This is a genomic window from Methylobacterium soli, from assembly GCF_008806385.1.
Lineage (GTDB): Bacteria > Pseudomonadota > Alphaproteobacteria > Rhizobiales > Beijerinckiaceae > Methylobacterium > Methylobacterium soli.
Map to the genome: position 1 here is coordinate 40,275 of NZ_VZZK01000021.1, position 19,452 is coordinate 59,726.

Annotated in this window: 17 protein-coding genes and 2 pseudogenes; 11 read left to right on the forward strand and 8 right to left on the reverse strand. The window is 68.6% G+C overall.

Going from position 1 to position 19,452, the window contains the following annotated elements; all coding sequences use genetic code 11:
• The 3 genes and pseudogenes from F6X53_RS33225 to F6X53_RS18930 all read left to right on the forward strand — a co-directional run.
• A pseudogene (locus tag F6X53_RS33225) lies at nt 1–406 on the forward strand (septum site-determining protein MinD); the annotation flags it as partial.
• Nucleotides 403–669: a cell division topological specificity factor MinE gene (gene minE, locus F6X53_RS18925; protein ID WP_151001754.1), complete on the forward strand. Its 267-nt coding sequence runs from the start codon at nt 403–405 to the stop codon at nt 667–669. The pseudogene F6X53_RS33225 and the gene minE, both read left to right, overlap by 4 nt.
• A 227-nt stretch (nt 670–896) precedes the next feature.
• The gene (locus F6X53_RS18930; protein WP_151001755.1) at nt 897–1,937 is read left to right on the forward strand and encodes an alpha/beta fold hydrolase; all 1,041 of its coding nucleotides are present in this window, start codon (nt 897–899) and stop codon (nt 1,935–1,937) included.
• A 267-nt stretch (nt 1,938–2,204) separates the two neighbouring features.
• Here F6X53_RS18930 and F6X53_RS18940 read toward each other — a convergent pair whose 3' ends face one another.
• The 3 genes from F6X53_RS18940 to budC all read right to left on the reverse strand — a co-directional run bounded on the left by F6X53_RS18940 (nt 2,205) and on the right by budC (nt 3,923).
• The gene (locus F6X53_RS18940; RefSeq protein WP_151001756.1) at nt 2,205–2,438 is read right to left on the reverse strand and encodes a hypothetical protein; all 234 of its coding nucleotides are present in this window, start codon (nt 2,436–2,438) and stop codon (nt 2,205–2,207) included.
• Between the two features lie 82 nt (nt 2,439–2,520).
• The gene (locus tag F6X53_RS18945) at nt 2,521–3,090 is read right to left on the reverse strand and encodes an NUDIX domain-containing protein (RefSeq protein WP_151001757.1); all 570 of its coding nucleotides are present in this window, start codon (nt 3,088–3,090) and stop codon (nt 2,521–2,523) included.
• 68 nt (nt 3,091–3,158) lie between these two features.
• Entirely contained in the window at nt 3,159–3,923 is a 765-nt protein-coding gene (budC, locus tag F6X53_RS18950) for a meso-2,3-butanediol dehydrogenase (protein WP_151001758.1), read from the reverse strand.
• Between the two features lie 364 nt (nt 3,924–4,287).
• On the opposite strand from budC, the gene F6X53_RS18955 reads away from it, so the two are divergent.
• Together F6X53_RS18955 and F6X53_RS18960 are read left to right on the forward strand one after the other, a co-directional pair.
• Entirely contained in the window at nt 4,288–5,259 is a 972-nt protein-coding gene (locus F6X53_RS18955; protein WP_238297307.1) for an alpha/beta fold hydrolase, read from the forward strand.
• Nucleotides 5,260–5,401: 142 nt separating this feature from the next.
• On the forward strand, nt 5,402–6,505 hold the full coding sequence (locus F6X53_RS18960) for an alpha/beta hydrolase (protein WP_151001760.1): 1,104 nt from the start codon (nt 5,402–5,404) through the stop codon (nt 6,503–6,505).
• Between the two features lie 39 nt (nt 6,506–6,544).
• On the opposite strand, the gene F6X53_RS18965 is transcribed toward F6X53_RS18960, so the two are convergent.
• From F6X53_RS18965 to F6X53_RS18985, 5 genes are all read right to left on the reverse strand, one after another.
• Nucleotides 6,545–7,390 carry an SDR family NAD(P)-dependent oxidoreductase gene (locus tag F6X53_RS18965; protein ID WP_238297313.1) on the reverse strand — a complete coding sequence of 282 codons (846 nt, stop codon included), beginning with the start codon at nt 7,388–7,390 and terminating at the stop codon, nt 6,545–6,547.
• A gap of 756 nt (nt 7,391–8,146) precedes the next feature.
• Nucleotides 8,147–8,944 (reverse strand): 5-deoxy-glucuronate isomerase, encoded by a 798-nt coding sequence (gene iolB, locus F6X53_RS18970; protein WP_151001762.1) that lies wholly within the window; start codon nt 8,942–8,944, stop codon nt 8,147–8,149.
• A gap of 87 nt (nt 8,945–9,031) precedes the next feature.
• Complete coding sequence (locus F6X53_RS18975) at nt 9,032–10,939, reverse strand: bifunctional 5-dehydro-2-deoxygluconokinase/5-dehydro-2-deoxyphosphogluconate aldolase (protein ID WP_151001763.1); 1,908 nt, start codon at nt 10,937–10,939, stop codon at nt 9,032–9,034.
• 70 nt (nt 10,940–11,009) lie between these two features.
• Entirely contained in the window at nt 11,010–11,861 is an 852-nt protein-coding gene (locus F6X53_RS18980; RefSeq protein ID WP_151001764.1) for a MurR/RpiR family transcriptional regulator, read from the reverse strand.
• Nucleotides 11,862–12,128: 267 nt separating this feature from the next.
• Nucleotides 12,129–12,812, reverse strand: coding sequence for a carbohydrate porin (locus F6X53_RS18985; RefSeq protein WP_151001765.1), 684 nt, complete (start codon nt 12,810–12,812; stop codon nt 12,129–12,131).
• Between the two features lie 21 nt (nt 12,813–12,833).
• Here F6X53_RS18985 and iolE point away from each other — a divergent pair, with 21 nt between their 5' ends.
• From iolE to F6X53_RS19015, 6 genes and pseudogenes are all read left to right on the forward strand, one after another.
• Nucleotides 12,834–13,784 (forward strand): myo-inosose-2 dehydratase, encoded by a 951-nt coding sequence (gene iolE / locus F6X53_RS18990; RefSeq protein ID WP_151001766.1) that lies wholly within the window; start codon nt 12,834–12,836, stop codon nt 13,782–13,784.
• 39 nt (nt 13,785–13,823) lie between these two features.
• Entirely contained in the window at nt 13,824–15,323 is a 1,500-nt protein-coding gene (locus tag F6X53_RS18995; protein WP_151001767.1) for a CoA-acylating methylmalonate-semialdehyde dehydrogenase, read from the forward strand.
• A 95-nt stretch (nt 15,324–15,418) separates the two neighbouring features.
• Nucleotides 15,419–16,366 carry a sugar ABC transporter substrate-binding protein gene (locus tag F6X53_RS19000; RefSeq protein ID WP_151001768.1) on the forward strand — a complete coding sequence of 316 codons (948 nt, stop codon included), beginning with the start codon at nt 15,419–15,421 and terminating at the stop codon, nt 16,364–16,366.
• Nucleotides 16,367–16,451: 85 nt separating this feature from the next.
• Nucleotides 16,452–17,571, forward strand: a pseudogene (locus tag F6X53_RS19005) (ABC transporter permease).
• The gene (locus F6X53_RS19010) at nt 17,571–18,410 is read left to right on the forward strand and encodes an ATP-binding cassette domain-containing protein (RefSeq protein ID WP_151001769.1); all 840 of its coding nucleotides are present in this window, start codon (nt 17,571–17,573) and stop codon (nt 18,408–18,410) included. Before F6X53_RS19005 ends, F6X53_RS19010 begins: the two are co-directional and overlap by 1 nt.
• 169 nt (nt 18,411–18,579) lie before the next feature.
• Complete coding sequence (locus tag F6X53_RS19015; protein WP_191970897.1) at nt 18,580–19,362, forward strand: TIM barrel protein; 783 nt, start codon at nt 18,580–18,582, stop codon at nt 19,360–19,362.
• The last annotated feature ends 90 nt before the right edge of the window (nt 19,363–19,452 follow it).

Below are 19,452 nucleotides of genomic sequence, written 5' to 3' on the forward strand. Positions count from 1 at the left end.
GGCCGTGGTGGTGACGAACCCGGAAGTCTCCTCGGTGCGCGATTCCGACCGCATCATCGGGCTGCTCGATTCCAAGACCATCAAGGCCGAGAAGGGCGAGACCCTCGAGAAGCACCTCATCCTCACCCGCTACGACACGGCGCGCGCCGCGCGCGGCGACATGCTCAAGGTCGAGGACGTGCTCGAGATCCTGTCGCTGCCGCTGCTGGCGATCATCCCGGACAGCCAGGACGTGCTGCGCGCCTCGAATGTCGGCTGCCCGGTGACCCTGAACAGCCCGCTCTCGGCGCCGGCCCGGGCCTACGCGGACGCCGTGCGCCGCCTGCAGGGCGAGGCGGTGCCGATGAGCGTGCCGACCGACCGCCGGTCCTTCCTCGACAAGTTCTTCACCCGGAGGGCCGCATGAATCTCCTCAGCTTCCTCAAGGTTCGCCAGACCGCGCCGCAGGCCCGCGAACGCCTGCAACTGATCATCGCCCACGAGCGCGCGGAGGTCGGTCGCTCGCAGCTGGTCGATCTCCTGCGCGAGGAGATCCTGGCGGTCATCGCCAAGCACATCGCGATCGACCGCGACAAGGTGCAGATCCGGGTCGAGCAGGGGCAGGAAGTCTCGACCCTCGATCTCGATATCGAGCTTCCGGGCAGCTTCCACCAGAAGAAAGCCGCCTGAGGCCGTCTCGGGCGGGCCGGGCCCGACCCGCCGGAATCTTCGAATCCCGGGGCGGGCTCGCGCCCGCCCGGCCCGCGCCCCAGTTCAGGCTCAAAGGTCTGGCTGTGTCGAGTCGCGCGCTCGGAAGCGTCGCCCCAGCGCGTGCGGATGGCCCCGCCATCCGGTTCATCTCGCCCCGGCCTCCGGTCCAGTCGCCTGAGGCAGAGCCGCAGCGCGGAGAGATCGCCTTGTTCCCACGTCTCAACCGGCGGCTCTCGCGCCGGGCCGTCCGGCAGGTCTCCTCGGGCGTCACCAAGCTCCTGAAATCCGCCGCCAAGCTCAGCGAGACCGCGGCGCGCACGGGCGGCACCGTCATGCGCCAGGCCCGGACCGGCGGGCGCGCCCCCGCGGAGGAGCCGGTGAGCCGGCCCTCGGGCCAGTTCGTCGACGTGGACGGGCTGCAGGTCCACTACATCGCGCGGGGCCGGGGCCGCCCGGTCGTCCTGATCCACGGCAACGGCACGATGGCGGAGGATTTCGTCATCTGCGGCCTCGTCGATCAGCTGGCCAAGCGCTACCGGGTGATCGCCATCGACCGTCCGGGCTTCGGGCACACGGACCGGCCGCGCCACCGCCTCTGGACCGCCGCCGCCCAGGCCCGCCTCGTCCACCGGACGCTGGAATGCCTCAACGTCGAGCGGCCCGTCATCGTGGGCCATTCCTGGGGCACCATCGTGTCCCTCGCCCTCGCGGTCCAGCCCGGGCGGGAATTGCGGGGCCTGGTGCTCCTCTCCGGCTATTATTACCGCTCCCGGCGCGCCGACGTGGCGATGATCGCGCCCCTCGCGGTTCCGGGCGTCGGCGACGCGGCCCGCTCCCTGATGCCGGCCGCCCTCGGGCACCTCCTCGCCCCGCAGGTCTTCCGGCACGTGTTCAAGCCGCAGCCGATCCCGGCTCGCTTCAAGGCCCGATTCCCGGTCGGGCTCTCGATCCACCCGACGCAGGCGCGGGCGAGCGCGGAGGACACCGCGAGCATGAACGCGGCCGCAGCCCATCTCCAGCCGCATTACGCGAAGCTCCGGCTCCCCACCGCGATCCTGACCGGCGATGCGGACGCGATCGTCGAGCCGGCGGCGCAATCCTGCCGCCTGCACGAGGAGATCGCCGGAAGCAGCCTGACGGTGCTGCCCGGCCTCGGCCACATGATCCACTACGCCGCCAAAGGCCGGATCGTCCGGGCCGTCGACGACATCATGGACCTGGCGAACAAGAACCTGCGCTGGGCGTGATCCCGCGCCGCGCGGCCGGCGCTCCGTGATCCGCCGGGGTGGCGCGCCGCTTGGCGTGGCGATGGCGGAGAGGTTCCGGCTCTTCGGCGCGCATCCCATGATCCCGGCATGAGCCGGGGGCGTGACACCCATGAACCGCGACGGGGCTGAAGCACGGGGAGCCTGTCATGGCGGCGCCGTCCGTTGTCGCGTGCGGCTCACGATGCGGACGGCACGCCGCCGCACCTGTTCCTACTGCCGCAAGCACGATCGCGGTGGTCTGGGGTCTCAGTGCTTCTCCTCGGCCGGGCTGTGCTTCTGGGGCTTGTGCCCGTCCTGACCCGGATTGTTGTGCTTGTGGTGGTCGCGGCTCTCCTGCTGCGACGTGCTCCGGGGCTCGCGGGGCGGGTTCGTGCGGATCTTGGCCCCGCCGCCGGCCGGCACGTTGGGGCCTTCCTTGTGCTCGATGATGCGCACCTGCTGATCGTGGGTCTTGTCGCCGTGAGGCTTTTCACCGGCCATCGCGCATCTCCCGTGGATTCTCGAGACCAACCGGGGCGCGCCGCAGGCTGTTCCGGCTCGCGCGGCGCCGCCTCAGCGCGGGTCACCCTGCGAACAGGTCGGGGTGCCTTGCGCGCAGGGCCAGCACGAGGGTCAGGGTCTTCAGGTCAGTCAGTCTCCCCTGATCGGCCATCTCGGCCAAGGCGGAGAGCGGCAGTTCCAGCACCTTGATGTTCTCGTGCTCGCCCTCGGCTCCGCCGCCCTTCGTCTCGCGGTCGGCCGCCCGGTAGGGTGCCAGGAACAGGTGGATCTGCTCGGTCGAGATGCCGGCGCAGGAGTAAGTCGTGCCGACAGGCTCCAGGTCGCGAAGCCGGATGCCGGCCTCTTCCAGCACCTCGCGGCGTGCATTCTCCTCCGGGCTGCCGTCGTCGATCAGGCCGGCGGGAGCTTCCATCTGGGTCTGCGCGCCGGCGACGTAGAGCGCCGGCACCCGCAGCTCCCGCACCAGCGTGGCGACCCGCCGCTCCGGATCGTAGGGCAGGATTCCGACGGAGTTGCCGTGGTCCTCGATCTCGCGCTCGGCTTCCGAGCCGTCGGCGAGCCGGACCTTGGCCAAACCGAACTTGCTCCAGCCCTCGTGGATGAAGCGCAGGCTCAGGATCTCGGCTTTCATGAAGACCTCGCGCGGCGATGCAGGGCCGGTAGGTGGAACCGAATGCGCGTGCGGGCGGCGCGAGCCCGTCAGGCCTGTTTGGGCTGGCCGTTCGACGCCGTGAGGCCGCCATCGACCGGCAGGTTCACCCCGGTGACGAAGCGCGCATCGTGGCTGGCGAGGAACGCGATGACGTCGGCCACCTCCTCGGGCTCGGCGCCGCGCCCGAGGGGGATCCGGTCGGCGAATTTCTGCATGAGCTCCGCATCGTCCTTCATGTCCTCCGTCAGGTCCGTGAAGGTGAGGCTCGGGTTGACCGCGTTGACCCGCACGCCCTTCTGGCCGAGCTCCAGCGCCAGCGAACGGGTCAGGTTCGTGACCGCCCCCTTGGCGGCGTTGTAGAAGCTCATGTTCCAGTCACCCCCGAGCCCTGAGACCGACGAGACGTTGACGATCGCGCCCCGGGCCTCGATGAGATGCGGCAGGGCGGCACGGGTGCAGAAGAAGACGCCGTCGACATCGACGGCCATCACCTTGCGCCAATCCGCGACCGAGGCGTCCAGGAAGGGACCCGTCGGGGCGACGCCCGCATTGTTGACGAGCACGTCGAGCCTGCCGAAGCGCTGGATGGCGGCCGAGATCAGCGCCTCGGCGCTCGCCTGATCCGAGACATCGCCCGGCAGAACCAGGGTGCGCTGCGGATCGAGATCGGCCGCGATGCGGTCGAGCTTCTCGCGCGTGCGGCCGTTCAGCACCACGCGGGCGCCCTCGCGCGCGAAACGCCGCGCCGTCGCGGCTCCGATGCCGGAGCCCGAGCCCGTCACGATCACGATCTTGTCGTCGAAGCGCGTCATCATCCGCCTCCCCTTGTTCTGCGCTGCCCGTCCGGGATCGCCCGCGACCGGCTTGAGGACCATTGCGGCCGCCGACGGCGCCGAAGACCGGGCCGGTCGCAGCGCTCGCCTCGTGGGAGGCGTGCCGCTCACCCATGCTCCCGCGTTCCGGTTCCGGTCGCGCTGTCGGCTGAGGCCGGCGCACCCTCGATCAACCCGGGGGCGGAGCCTTCGTTCTGCCGAGGGCATCGGCCGCGACACATTGCCGGCCAGCCAGCGCGCCGGCCGTCCCCTTGCCTCGGAGCCCGCCCACCGCGCAGGATCCGGCAATGTCCTGCCGCCGAGGCCCTCCCTGCACTCCACGGCGGTCGCCGGAATCCTGGGTTTGTCCGCGACCGCTCTCGTCGTCCGCGCCTGGGCGAGGCGGGCCGAGAGGGCCAATCCGCCCAGGGGCCGCTTCGTCGCGATCGACGGGGTGCGGCTCCATTACGTCGCGCGCGGTCGCGGGGAGCCCCTCGTCGTCTTCCACGGCAATGGGTGCCTGGCCGAGGAGGTCATCCTCAGCGGCTTCGTCGCGCTGGCCGCCGAGCGGTTCCGCGTCATCGTCTTCGACCGACCGGGTTACGGCCACAGCACGCGCCCGCGTCGCAGGGTCTGGACGCCCGCCGCGCAGGCCGACCTCCTGATCGGCGCGCTCGAACGGATCGGGGTGACGCGCTCGCTCGTTCTCGGTCATTCCTGGGGCGCGTTGGTGGCGATCGCGGCTGCCCTGCGCCACCCGGACGCCGTTCGCGGGCTCATCCTCGAAGGGGGCTACTACTACCCCTGTCCCCGCGCCGATGCCGTGCTCTTCTCCGGGCTGGCCCTCCCGGTTCTCGGCGACGCTCTGCGCCACACCGCCGCCCCGATTCTCGCGCGCCTGCTCTGGCCCGCGATGCTCCGCAGGCTGTTCAGTCCCGCGGGCATCGCCCCGTCATTCGCGCGGTTTCCCACATCCATGGCCCTGCGCCCGTCGCAGCTTCGCGCGAGCGCGGACGAATCCGGCCTGATGATCCCGGGCGCCATGATCCTCCGGAGACACTATGCCGAACTCGGGATGCCCGTGGCCATCATCGCGGGGGCCGGCGACAGGATGGTCGATCCCGCTGCCCAATCGGGTCGTCTCCACGGCGAGATCCGACAGAGCAGCCTGCGCCTCGTGGAGCATTGCGGCCACATGGTCCACCACACGGCGCCACGGCCGGTGATGGCCGCCCTGGACGAGGTGGCCCGGTCGGCCCGCCTGTCTCGAACGTCCGAAGCGTCTTTCCGGTCGAACCCTCGCGAGAGCGTCGATTTCGCTGCATCTCAGAGGTGAATACGTCCGCTCTGATCGACGTTTCTGACGCCGGGCCAGCATTGTGATGTGTTTGAGCCGCGGATTGGGTGCCGTGCATTGCGGCGCGCAGGACGAGGTGCTTCAAACCATCGTCCGCCCTGCCGGCGGTCGGGAGACGACGATGCAGAGAACATCGACGAAACGCCAAGTCCTGTTCAGCCTTGCTGCCGCCACGGCCGCCTCCACCCTGCCGGGCCTGCCGCTCATGACCGCTCGGGCGGCCGAACCTGCCCCATCCAAGCCCACGGGGAGGCCCATCGAGACCGAGAGTTTCCGCGTCCCGACGCAGGATCCCGGCATCGCGCTCTACGTCCGCAACAAGCGCGCGGCCGGCATGGGCGCATTTCCGGCCGAGAAGATCCTGCTCTACGTCCACGGAGCGACCTATCCGGCCTCGACCTCCTTCGACTTGCCCCTCAACGGGCACTCGATGATGGATTACCTCGCGGGCCAGGGCTACGACGTCTATCTCGTCGACCTGCCGGGCTACGGCTTCTCCGACCGGCCGCCGCAGATGAGCGCGCCCGCGCAGGACAACGCGCCGTTCATGCGCACCCCCGACGCGGCGCGTGCCGTCGGGACCGCGGTCGACTTCATCCTCAAGCGCCGCAACGCCGACAAGCTCAACCTGATGGGCTGGTCGTGGGGAACCTCGACGATGGGGCTCTACACGACCGAAAACAACGACAAGGTGAACCGGCTGGTGCTCTACGCACCGCAATGGCTCGCCAAGGCACCCCCGAATCTCGGCAATACCGGCCCGCTCGGCGCCTATCGCAGCGTCTCGCGGGAGAGCGCGAAGGATCGCTGGCTCAAGGGCGTGCCGGAGGACAAGAAGGCCGACCTGATCCCGGCGGGCTGGTTCGAGCAATGGGCGGATCAGACCTGGGCGACCGACCCGGTCGGCGCGGCGCAGAGCCCGCCCGTGCTACGGGCACCCAACGGCATCATCGCGGATTCGCAGGAATACTGGCAGGCCGGCAAGCCGCTCTACGACCCGGGCCTGATCCGGGTGCCGACCCTGATCATCCACGCGGAGTGGGACGCCGACCTGCCGAGCTATCAGGCCCAGGAATACTTCACCAAGCTCACGAACGCGCCCTACAAGCGCTTCATCGAGCTTGGCGAGGGCACCCACACGGTGATCATGGAGAAGAACCGCATGCAGTTCTTCCGCGAGGTGGCGGCCTTCCTGAACGAGGTCGACCCGGTTGCGCTGAACTAGACGCGTCCCGGGGCTTCCACGACGCGCGATCGGCGCCGGTCACCGCCTGCGGGGACGCAGGCGGAGGACGCGGCCGAACAGCCGGTCGAGCCAGCGCCGCGGCAGGAGACGGGCGAGGCCCTGCTCGATCACCAGATGCTTGGCTGGCGCGTAGCGGGCCTTCGGGCGGCGCGCGGTCAGCGCGGTCCAGATCGTTTCGGCGACCCGCGCCGGGGCGAGGCTGTGCCGGTGCCCCTGCTCGACCATGATGCTGACGCCGCGGTCGAAGGCCTCGCCGTAGGGCGTGCCGGCATAGCGCCCGAGCTGGGCCGCGCCCTTGTCCCAGATCGGCGTGTCGACGGGGGCGGGGCCGACGATGACCACGTCGATGCCGAAGAGCTGCAATTCGCGCCGGAGCGTCTCGGAGAAACCCTCGATGCCGTGCTTGGCGGCGATGTAGCCGGACAGGAAGGGCTGCCCGATCCGCCCGCCGATCGACGAGACCATCACGATCCGGCCGGGCGGCCCGGAGAGCGTCCGGTCGGCGCCGAGAAGGGGCGCGAAGGCCCGGGTCACCACGATGGTGCCGATCAGGTCCGTCTCGATCTGCTCGCGGATCTCGGAGAGGGGCTGGAACAGGACGGGCCCCGGGATCGCGACGGCCGCGTTGTTGACGAGCCCCGAGAGCCGGCGGCCCGCCAGCGCGGCGCGCACGCGCTCCGCGCCGGCAAGCACGGTCGCTTCGTCGCGGATCTCGACCAGCAGGGGCGTGAAACGCTCGCCGAGTTCGGTGGACAGGGCCGCCGCATCGCCCTGCGTCCTGACGGTGCCGAAGACCTGGGCACCCCGGGCGATCGCGTGCCGTGCCGTCTCGCGGCCAATGCCGCTCGACACGCCCGTGATCACGATGGCCAAGGCGGGATCCGCGGATCTCATCGCGGGCGCCCGGCGCCGCGGGAGGATGGCGACGCCCGCATCCTCGCGCCCGGCGGGGCGGGGCAGGGCGGCGCGGGCCAGGGCGGCGCGGGATCGCGCTTGGGCGGACGGTCATTCGGGATGCGGAGGGGCATGGGACTCTTGCGCGGGTTCGTCCGCGACCAACGCGGCAGCGCCGCCTTCGTGCCGATCCTCTCCGGACCCCGAGCGCGCGCGGCCCGCATGACCCGAGCCGGCCTGACCGGCGCGGCCGCATCGCGGGCCGGCGGGCGGATCCCGAGATGGCGGATCGCTGGCTCCGGCGGATGTTGGCGCCCTGGTTCCGGCCCTGAACCGCTGCAGGGTGACCAAAGACGACAGGCTCGATAACCGGCTTCGTCGTCCCGAAAAAGCCGCCCCGAGGGGCGGCAGTCGATCTTGGGAAACAGCACCATCAAGGTGCCTGGCGACAATAATCAAAAAATCGAGGCCTGCAAATGTATAATATAGAAGTATTTCAATAATGGCATGTGTGGCAATTTTTTCGCGACTGACGGAATTCATTTTGAGTAAAATCAATTCTAATCTGCGGACTCAGACAATTTGCTGCGCCCGAATGAGTCCTGGTGACGCAATTATTCTGAAACGCCATGACACCGCAAAAATCCGTCTCCGCTTGGTCGTGATCATGTGTCGACTCGATATTCCGATCAGGCGGTTAGGGCATTCAAAGTAAGACATAATTATTCAGCCGTGGAGCAGCCAGGTATGCTCGGGCGCATTGTGGAATTTCCATGTTCGCCTGGGGCCGGCCATGACATTCAGGTAATAGAGATCGTAGCCGTGAATGGCCGCACATGGGTGGTAGCCTCGCGGCACCAGAGTGACGTCGCCATCCTCGACCGCCATTGCGGTGTCGAGTGAGCGGTCGTCGGTGTAAATTCGCTGGAAGGCGAAGCCCTGCTTCGGATTGAGCCGAAAATAGTAGGTTTCCTCGAGCAGGGACTCGTTGGGCAGGGCGTCCCGGTCATGTTTGTGCGGCGGGTAGCTCGAGCTGTGGCCCGCTGGCGTGATCACTTCGACCACGAGCAGGCTATCGGCCTCGGCCTCCTCGGGCAGGATGTTGCGCACGTAGCGCAGGTTGCTGCCCGTGCCGCGGGACTCCTGCGCCACGTCGCCCGGCCGAATGCGTCGGGCCGGGCGGGAACCGGTGCGCCCCGGGGCCGTGCAGACCGCCAAGGTCACCGTGTCGTCGGCGACGAAGGTCCAACTGAGCCCGGCCGGAACATAGACCGAGTCCGGCGAGCCCTCGAAGGGAGATTGTCGCTCGCCGATCCGCGACAGGGCCTGCCCGTCGACCGCGACAGATCCGGTTCCCGCGACCAGGACCAGGCAGGTCTCCCGATCCGGGTCGTGTCCGTCGGCCCGGTCGCCCGGTGCCAGTTCATGAACCGCGAAGCCGACATGGCCCCACCCCGCGCTCGCCGGCGTGACATCGATGACGCGACCGGGGCCCGGACGCGGCTTCACCAATAGTCTGGACATCCCGATCGTCCTCTCTCGCTCGGCACCGGAGGGCGCGCCACGCCGAAGCGGAGGCCGTTGCCCACGGCGCCCGGTACATCCGCGCCTTCAGGCGGCCCGCAATTGGAGCGCGCCCTCCCAGGCTGCGACCAGCCCGTCGAAGCGACGCGCCATCTCCGAGATCGCGGCTTCGTCGTCGATCTCGCCGGCAAGCCAGCGGCGGGCTGGCTCGGCGAACAGGGTTCGTCCCACCGCAAAGCCCTTCACCCGGGAGCATCCGGCGGCGGCACGGAAGGCGGCAACCAGCACGTCCTCGGGCGCGTCGAGACCGAGGAGCACGATCCCCCGGCAGAACGGATCGTCGCGCTCGATGATCGCCGCGATCCGGTGCCAGGCCGCCGGGTCATGCTGCGGCTCCAACTTCCACCAATCCGGCTTGATGCCGAGACCGTAGATATGTTCAACGATCGAGGCGACGGTCTCCTCGTCGAGCGTGCCGTGCTTGCCGGCAATGATCTCGACCAGAAGCTCGCGCCCCAGAGTGCGGGCCGCGTCGTAGACCCGCAGCAATTCTCGCTCCTGCTGTCGCTTCAGTTCAGCCGGGTCGTCGGGATGCCAGAAGCAGAGGCACTTGATCGTGTGATGGACCGGCCATGCCTGCAGATGGCTTCCGAGGTCGGGAAGCTGATCGAAATCGAGGGGGCGCGAGCCCGGCTTCTCAACCGGACGACCGATCCAGAAGCCGTGGCGCGCTGCGAGCGGAAATGCCTTCTGTCCGTAGGTCGAGTCGAGCAACATCCCGAAGCCTGGGCGCCCGCGCGCGACGCGGGCGGTGGCCGCGACGGCGAGAGCCTTGAAATCGCTGAGCCGGCCGCGGGACACCCCGAGAGCGTCCGCAACCGCCTCGAGCTGGCTCCGATGATCGATGGCGAACGCCATCAGGCTCTCCGGCTGGGCGCGCCGGGTGGTGACCCAGTGCAGGTGGTTCAGGACCGGATCCGTGCGTGGCCGGCGTCGGAGCGGCGTCTCGGCCAAGAAGGCGGCAAGCTCGGGCTGGGTCGGGTATTCCGGAGAGCAGAGCAGGCGCGCCACCGCGAAGGCCCCGCAGGCATTGGCCAGGGTCGCGCAGGTGGTGAGCGGCTCGCCCCGGATCCAGCCGGACAGCAATCCCGACATGAAGGCGTCGCCCGCGCCGAGGACGTTGAGCACCTCGACCGGAAAGCCCGCCCCCTGGATTCCGTCGTCCAGGCTCCCGATCGCTCCCGCGAAGATCACGCAGCCCCGCGCCCCGCGCTTGAGCACCAGCGGCGCCGTTGTCCAGGCGCGGATCGTCCGCAGGGCGGCGAGGACATCCTCCTCGCCGGCCGCGATCCTGATTTCCTCCTCCGTACCGACGATCAGGTCGGCTTCCGGCAGGATCTCCCGCATGATCCGCGAGACGGTGTCCGACTTCACGTAGCGGGAAAATCCAGCCTCGTGGCCGCCGAGCCCCCAGAGGTTGGGCCGATAATCGATGTCGAAGACGATCTTGCCGCCCGATTCCCGGGCGATGCGCATCGCCTTGCGCTGGGCTGCCGCGGCGGCCGGGCGCGAGAAGTGCGTCCCGGTCACCAGAACCGCCCGGGCCGAGGCCACGAGATCCGGGTCGACATCCGCCTCCTCCAGGGCCATGTCGGCGCAATTGTCCCGGTAGAAGATCATCGGCGAGCTGTCCGCGTTCTCGACGGCCAGAAGGACCAGGGCCGTGAGCCGGGTGGGATCGACCGCGATACCGGCCGTCTCGACGCCTTCGCGGACCATCTGCTCGCGGACGAAGTCGCCCATCTGTTCCGCGCCCACGCGCGTGATCAGCGCCGACCGCAGGCCGAGGCGCGCCGTGCCGATGGCGATGTTGGCCGGACATCCTCCGACCGATTTCGCGAAGGAGGCGGCGTCCTCGAGACGCGTCCCGATCTGCTGAGCGTAGAGATCGACCGAACACCGGCCGATCGTCACCACATCGAGCCTCTTCGTCATCGCGCCGGGTCCTCCCCACGGGTCATGGGGAGACATAAAACATAAATTCCAAAAATCTACAAACTAGAAATTACGTTCCAATTTTCTCCCTGGATCCGCCCACCGCGACCGCGAGGGTGGCGGCCAGGGTGAAGGTGGCGGTCATCGTCCGGAAGCCGTCGAGATTGGGTTCCATGACCTCGAGCCAGTGGCGGCTCCGCGGGACGAGCGGGCTCAGCGGACTGTCGGTCAGGAGGACGAGGGGACAGCCGTTCTCCGCCGCCTGATGGGCGTGCGCCACCGTCGCGGGCGCGTAGGGGGTGAACGTGACGGCCAGCGCGGCGTCCCGCGGGGTGGCGAGGGCAATCGCCTCGGCATCGGTGCCGAGGGGGGAGCCGAGCAAGGTATTCCGGATGCCGAGCGTGCTGAACAGGTAACTCATGTAGGCGATGACCGGAAAGGACCGGCGCTGCCCGATCAGGTAGATCGTCTCGGCCTGCGCAAGCGTGGCGACGGCCGCTTCCAGTTGTGCCGCCTCCAGCGTCTCCATGAGATTGCCGATCGAGCGGATGCCGATCTGACCAAAATCGCTGAGCAGCCCGGCCGGGATCGATCCCTTGCGCGCCCGCGTCGACGTGAGACGCTCGTCGTAGCGCATTGTCTTCTCTCGAAGGCGCTCGCGGAAAAGGGCCTGGAGATCCGAGAATCCGGAGAAGCCGACGGATTGCGCCATCCGTATCAAGGCCGATGGCTGGACGCCGGCGCGACTGGAGAGGCTCGCCACCGTCCCGAAGGCAACCTCCTCTGGATGCGCCACCAGGAACGCGGCCGTCTGCGCGAGCCGCTTCGGCAGCTTCAGCTCCCCTGCAGCCAGCCGTTCCCGCAACTCATCGAGGCTGGCCGGCGCCGCGTCGCTGGATGAGGCGGAACTCGAATCTGACATGATGCGCAACGCAGTCCTATGCGGGTCTAGCCGCCCTGCGCGCAACTTACAGGAAGTGGCCGGCTCGGTGGAGCGGGGCCGAGAAAATCCGCTCTAAATCCAGGCACCCGGGGCCGGAGGTCGAACCCGATGCCATTCCCGCTAAGCCTGGAAAACGGGCTGCCGGCGAAACCTGGGCATCGGCAGCCCCTCTCTGAACGCCGACCCGCCTCCAAGGAGGCCGGTTCGGCGCGGCGAGATCACGGAGGAAAGCCTCCGTCGTGACGTCTAGAACGTGACGCCGCTCTTGACCCCGAAGACGAGGACGTCCTGTCGTCCTGCGACGCCGCCCGGCCGATTGATGAACTGGATGTTGGGGCGGATGACAACGTCCGGGCTGGCGGCGAAGCTGTAGAAAACCTCGATGACGCGCTCGTAGCCCGGGATGGGACGGTTTCCGCCGTCGAAGGCATTCGCAGCCTCCAGGCCGCGGGCGATCGCCGAACTCGCGTGCGAGACGCCGAAGCCGGCGCCGATCCAGTCGAGGGGGCGCGCATCCCAGAAGCCCTTATAGACCGCACCGATCGTGATCTGCTCGTCGATGGACGAGGTGCGCGAATTGGCGAAGCTGGCGCGCAGGAAGCCGGAGACGTTGCGGGCTGGATTGTCGGGAAGGGGCCGGTAGAGCTCCTGCACCGCCACGCCATAGACGCCGCTGCGCTCCTGATGCGAAAGGGGGGTGCCGCCGGCCACGCTGAGCGGAAGGCCGCCATTGTTGAGGTAGAGGTCGGGCCCGCCCGAAGTCTGATACCAGCCGCCGACCGTGTAGCTGCCCCGCGGGCGGCGCCTGGTGGGATGTGGCGGTACCGGCCGTCTCGGCTCGCACCGAAGTCCAGGAGGCCCGCGCGGCCTATGAGACGGCGCTGCGCGAGCGCCGCTGAACCGCTGCGCATCCGCCCCCCGATACGGCAATTTCGATCAGAAGGCAGGACAATGGCGATCCGCTTCGGCACGAACCCCATCGCATGGTCGAATGACGACCTGCCCGAACTCGGCGGGGACACGCCACTGGAGACCTGCCTCGCGGAAGCCAGCCAGGCGGGCTTCGCCGGTATCGAGAAGGGCAACAAGTTCCCCACCGATCCGGCGGCGCTGGTCGATCTGCTCGGCTCCTTCGGGCTCGACTTCATCTCGGGCTGGTACGGCGCCGAGCTGCGTCGCCGGGATGCGAAGGCCGAGTTGGCGGCGATGCGCCCGCATCTCGACCTGCTCAAGGCCTGCCATTGCGAGGTCATGGTCTTCGCGGAGACCTCGGGCACCGTCCAGGGTCTCATGGACGTCCCGGTCGCCGACCGGCCGGTCATGGCCGAGGCGGATTGGCCGATCTTCCTCGATCGGATCAACGAGCTCGGCCAGCGGATGGCGGACGAGGGCGTCCGGATCGCCTTCCACCATCACATGGGCACGGTGATCGAGGCGGGCGCCGAGATCGACCGCCTCATGGAGGGCACCGGGCCGGAGGTCGGTTTGCTGCTCGACACCGGCCATCTCACCTTCGCGGGAGAGGATCCGGCGGCGATCGCGCGGCGCTGGGCGCATCGGGTCAATCATGTCCATGCCAAGGATGTGCGTCCGCACGTGCTGTCGCGCGCACGGGCGGAGCGCTGGAGTTTCCTCAGATCCGTGGTCGAGGGCGTCTACACGGTGCCGGGGGACGGCTGCGTCGACTTCATCGAAGCCCTGAATCCGCTGGCCGAGGTCGGTTATCGGGGCTGGCTCGTGGTCGAGGCCGAGCAGGATCCCGCCAAGGCGCATCCCCTGACCTACGCCAGGCTCGGATACCGCCATCTCGCGGCGGCCGCGAAGGAAGCCGGCTTCCAGTTCGAACCCTCCGCAGAAAGCCTCGCCGGTCACGCCCTCCGCAGGCCGGCCCGCACCGCCTGACACGTGAACACCGCCGCTGCCTCTTCCAGGAAACGATCCATGAACGCCACCGTTGGGCACTTTATCGCCGGAAGGTCCCTGCCGGGCTACGGCGCCCGCACCGCGCCACTCTACAACCCGGCGACGGGCGCGCAGACCGGCGCGGTGGCGCTGGCGAGCCGCGAGGAGGTCGAGGCGGCGGTGGCGGCCGCCAAGGCGGCGTTCCCGGCCTGGGCCGTGACGCCGCCCCTGCGCCGTGCGCGCATCCTCAACCGCTTCCTGCGCCTGCTCGAAGAGCGCATCGACGAACTCGCGGCCGTCATCACGGCCGAGCACGGCAAGGTGCTCTCCGATGCCAGGGGTGAGATCCAGCGCGGCGCCGAGGTGGTCGAATTCGCCACCGGCATCCCGCACCTCCTCAAGGGCGAGGTCACCGAGAATGTCGGGACCCGCGTCGATTCCCATTCCCTGCGCCAGCCCCTCGGGGTGGTCGCCGGCATCACGCCGTTCAACTTCCCCGCCATGGTGCCGATGTGGATGTTCCCCGTGGCGCTGGCCTGCGGCAACTGCTTCATCCTCAAGCCGTCCGAGCGCGATCCCACCGCCGCGCTGCTGATGGCGGAATGGCTGAAGGAGGCCGGCCTGCCCGACGGCGTGTTCCAGGTGGTGCAGGGCGACAAGGAAGCCGTCGACGCATTGCTGCACAGCTCCGGCATCAGCGCGGTCAGCTTCGTCGGCTCGCCCCCGATCGCCCGCTACATCTACGCGACCGCCACCAGAACGGGGAAGCGCGCCCAGGCGCTCGGCGGGGCCAAGAACCACATGATCGTCATGCCCGACGCCGATCTCGATCAGGCGGCCGATGCGCTGATGGGCGCGGCCTACGGCTCGGCCGGCGAGCGCTGCATGGCGGTCTCGGTGGCGGTGCCGGTGGGCGAGGCCACCGCCGACGCGCTGATCGAGCGGCTGATCCCGAGAATCCGCGCCCTGAAGGTCGGGCCCGGCACGGATCCCGAGGCCGAGATGGGCCCTCTCGTCACGAAGGCCCATCTCGACAAGGTCCGGGGTTACATCGACCAGGGCGTGAGTGAGGGCGCCGAGCTTCTGGTCGACGGACGCGGCCTCAAGCTCCAGGGCTACGAGGACGGCTACTTCCTCGGCGGCACGCTGTTCGACCGGGTGACTCCGGAGATGCGGATCTACCGGGAGGAGATCTTCGGTCCGGTCCTCGCCGTGACGCGCGCGCCCGACTTCGCCACCGCCGCGCGCCTCATCAACGCGCACGCGTTCGGCAACGGCACCGCCATCTTCACCCGCGACGGCGACACGGCGCGCGAGTTCGCCCACGCGATCGAGGTCGGCATGGTCGGGATCAACGTGCCGATCCCGGTGCCGATGGCGTTCCACTCCTTCGGCGGCTGGAAGGCCTCGCTGTTCGGCGACCACCACATGCACGGGCCGGAGGGCGTGCGCTTCTACACCCGGCTCAAGACCATCACGACCCGCTGGCCGGCCGGCATTCGCGCGGGCGCCGACTTCGTCATGCCGACGATGAACTGACGGCACGCGCCCTCGGGCGCCCCGCTCAGGAATAGATCCGGGCCAACCGGACGTCTTCGACAACCATGTCTCATTAAATTCCAGGGAGGGACATCATGAGATCAGTTCTGAAATCTATGCTGGCTGCGGGCATTGTCTGGACCGGCTGGCTGATCGGTGGCCAGGCGATTGCCAAGGACTTGACAATCGCCGTGATCACCCACGGCCAGGCTTCCGATCCATTCTGGTCCACGGTCAAGGAAGGAGCCACGCAGGCGGGCAAAGACGCCAAGGTCAACGTGGTCTACCGCTCTCCGGAGACCTTCGACGTCGTCGCCATGAGCCAGCTCATCGACGCGGCCGTCAACCAGGCCCCGGACGGGATCGTGGTCTCCAATCCAGACCCCGACGCCCTCGGACCCTCGATCCGGAAGGCGGTCGCTGCCGGCATCCCGGTGATCTCGATCAATTCGGGTGCGGACGCCGCCGCTCGCCTTGGGATCGCGCTCCATGTCGGCCAGGACGAGCTCTCGGCTGGGCGCATCATTGGAGCGCGGCTGAAGCGCGAAGGCTTCAAGCACGCCCTGTGCGTCAACCCGGAGGTCGGCAACGTCGCCCTCGATCAGCGCTGCCAGGGCCTTCAGGAGGGTCTCCAGGGCGGGGTCGTCACCGTCCTGCCGGTCTCGACCGACCCGGCGGAGACGCGCGCGAAGGTGAGCGCGGCTCTCACGCGCAACCCCGCGATCGACGTCGTGCTCGGCCTGAGCACCGGGTTCGCCGGCGAGCCCGCGGTGCAGGCCATCGAGGCGGCCGGCCTCTCCGGCAAAGTCAAGGTGGCGACCTTCGATCTGTCGCCGACCTTCCTGAAGGAGGTCGCCAAGGGCAAGGCCCTGTTCGCGATCGATCAGCAACCCTTCCTGCAAGGCTACCTGCCGGTCAGTCTGCTCGCCATCAAGGCCCGCTACGGCCGCCTCCCGACGGGCAATGTGGCCACGGGCCCGAGCTTCGTGACGCAACGCGACGCCGAGCGAATTCTCGCCGCCGAAGGCAAAGCCGCCCATTGAACGGCCCCCTAAGGGCCTCGGCTCGGCGCGCTCAACCCGCCGAGCCACCCCATCTCTCCGCATCGCCAATCAGGATTGCTCGAGCATGATGAGCGCATCCCAACCCCAAGACGCGGTCGGCGGCGACGAGCGCCTCCAGCGAGCGTCGGCGACGACCATGCTCCTGCGCCGGCCCGAACTCGGCGCGGTCGCGGGCCTCCTCCTCGTGAGCGCCTTCTTCGTCGTCTTCGCTGATCCGGCGATGTTCACGCTTGCGGGCATCATGAACTTCATGGTCCCGGCCGCTCAACTCGGGATCCTCGCCGTTGGCGCGGCGCTTCTGATGATCGGCGGCGAGTTCGACCTCTCGCTCGGCTCGATGGTCGCCTTCGCCGGCTTCGTCTTCGCCGCCGCCCTGGTCGTGTGGCATTGGCCCGGTCCCGGTCGCGATCCTGGCGGCTTTCACGGTCGCTCTCGCGATCGGATTCGTGAATGCACAGATCGTGCTGCGCACCGGGCTGCCCTCCTTCATCGTGACGCTCGCCTTCCTGTTCATCCTGCGCGGCCTGACGCTTGTCGGCCTCAAATGGGCGAGTGGCGGCGCCACGCAATTGCGCGGCGTCAAGGACGTGGTGGGCGACGGCATGGCGGCCGCGCTCTTCTCCGGAAGTGTCGGCCAGGATGTCTTTCGTTGGCTCGCTGCCCGAGGCGTGATCGACAGCTTCCCCAGCGGCCTGCCGAAGGTCGCGGGCATCCCCGTGGTGATCCTCTGGTTTGCCGGGCTCGCGCTGGTGGCGACCTGGCTCCTGGTGCGGACCCGGTTCGGCAACTGGATCTTCGCGGTCGGCGGCGACGCCCGCGCCGCGCGCAACTCGGGCGTCCCGGTCGAGCGGGTCAAGACGATCCTGTTCATCGGTACAGCGTGCTGCGCGACGCTGGTGGCCATCCTGACAGTGCTCGATGCCGGCTCGACCGACGCGCGGCGCGGCTTCCAGAAGGAGTTCGAGGCGATCATCGCCGCGGTGATCGGTGGTTGCCTCCTGACCGGCGGCTACGGCTCGGCGATCGGTGCCTTCTTCGGATCGATCATCTTCGGCATGGTCTTGATCGGTCTGACTTACACAAGCGTTGATCAAGATTGGTATCTGGTCTTCCTGGGCGGAATGCTGCTTGTCGCCGTGGTTTTCAATAACATGATCCGTAAGCGCGCAACGGGAGAGCGCTGATGACCGAAAAAACGCCTCCGTTGATCGAAGTCCGAGACCTCGTCAAGCGTTTCGGGTCCGTAATCGCCCTGAATGGCGTGTCCATGAGCGTCCATGCCGGAGAGGTACTATGCCTTCTCGGCGACAATGGCGCCGGCAAGTCGACCTTGATCAAGACGCTGTCGGGCGTCCATCAGCACACCTCGGGCGACTTTCTGGTTAGCGGCGAGGCGCGTGTCTTCTCGGGACCACGGGATGCCATGGCGGCGGGCATCGCCACCGTCTATCAGGACCTCGCGATGATCCCGCTCATGTCGGTCACGCGAAACTTCTTCATGGGCCGGGAGCCCATGCGGGGGCGCGGCGTGTTCCGGCAGCTTGACCTGGCGCGGGCCGACATCGTCACCCGGCAGGAGATGCAGCGCATCGGCATCGACGTGCGCGATCCGCAACAGGCGGTCGGCACCTTGTCGGGCGGCGAGCGACAATGCGTGGCGATCGCCCGCGCCGTCTATTTCGGTGCCAAGGTCCTGATCCTCGACGAGCCGACCTCCGCGCTCGGCGTGACGCAGACCGCGATGGTTCTGAAATACATCGATCGGGTGCGCCAAGACGGCATCGGCGTCATCTTCATCACGCACAATGTCCGCCATGCCTACGCGGTCGGCGACCGCTTCACGATCCTGAACCGCGGCCGGACCCTCGGCACCTTCGCGCGGGACGCGATCGCCATGGACGCGCTCTACGATCTCATGGCAGGGGGCAAGGCCCTGCAGCACGCCGACGACGCGCTCCTCGGCAATGCCACCGCTCGCCCAGGCGAGGCCGTCACGCCCCTGGCGCAGGTCGCGCACGTGTAGGCCCTTCGAACCGCAGGCGCTGTCACGGGCCGCAGCCTGCCATCGTTCGGGGCTGACCCGTGCGATGGCGACGCAGAACGCGTCGATCGGGCCGGCTTTGCGCCGCGGACGCTCGGATTGGTCCCCCTCGACATCAGCCGGCCGGCTGAACGGCAACTTGGCGACGTCAATGACTGAACCGTTCTCCCTCGCGGTCTGCGCTGAGACCGTCTACGCGTCCCTCCCGGTCACCGAGCGCCTCCGGCGCCTCACCGAGGCGGGCTTCCTCGTTGAGATCTGGGACTGGACGCGCCACGACATCAAGGCCCTCGCAGCCTCCGGTGCCCGTTTCTCGTCCATGACCGGATACGTGACCGGAACGCTGGCGGACGACGCGGGGGCGGACGAACTCCTGCGCACCGCCGCGCAGTCGATCCCGATTGCGAAGGCGCTGAACTGCCCGCGGCTCAACCTCCACGGGACCGGTCTCGACGCCCAGGGCCAGGCGATCGTGGCCGCCGACATCGTCACGGGTCGCATGTGGTTGAAGGCCGCCGACACACTCCGGCGCATCGCCGATCTCGGGGAGAAGGAAGGCGTGGTCTTCGTCCTGGAGAACCTGAACGGGGCCATCGACCACCCCAGGACGCCCTTCGCCAAGGCCGCGGACACCATCGCGCTGGTGGAGGCCGTGAACCGCCCCTCGCTGCGGCTCAATCTCGACCTCTACCATGCGCAGATCGGCGAGGGGAACCTAATCGAACTCTGCCGCCGCGCCCTGCCGTTGATCGGAGAGATTCAGGTCGCCGACGTGCCTGGCCGCCATGAGCCGGGGACGGGCGAGATCAACTATCCGGCGATTGCCCGCGCCCTGTCCGCGATGGGCTATCGCGGCGTGATCGGCCTCGAAGCCTGGCCGGCCGGCGACGACGCGCGCGCCCTCGCGCGCTTCCGCCAAGCCTTTACCCTCTAGGGTCCGCGCCGAACCGAGCGTTGCACCGTCGTCGCCTGTGGGGCGGAGGCACGGGCCATCGAAACGCGAACGCCCTTTGACGCGCCCATG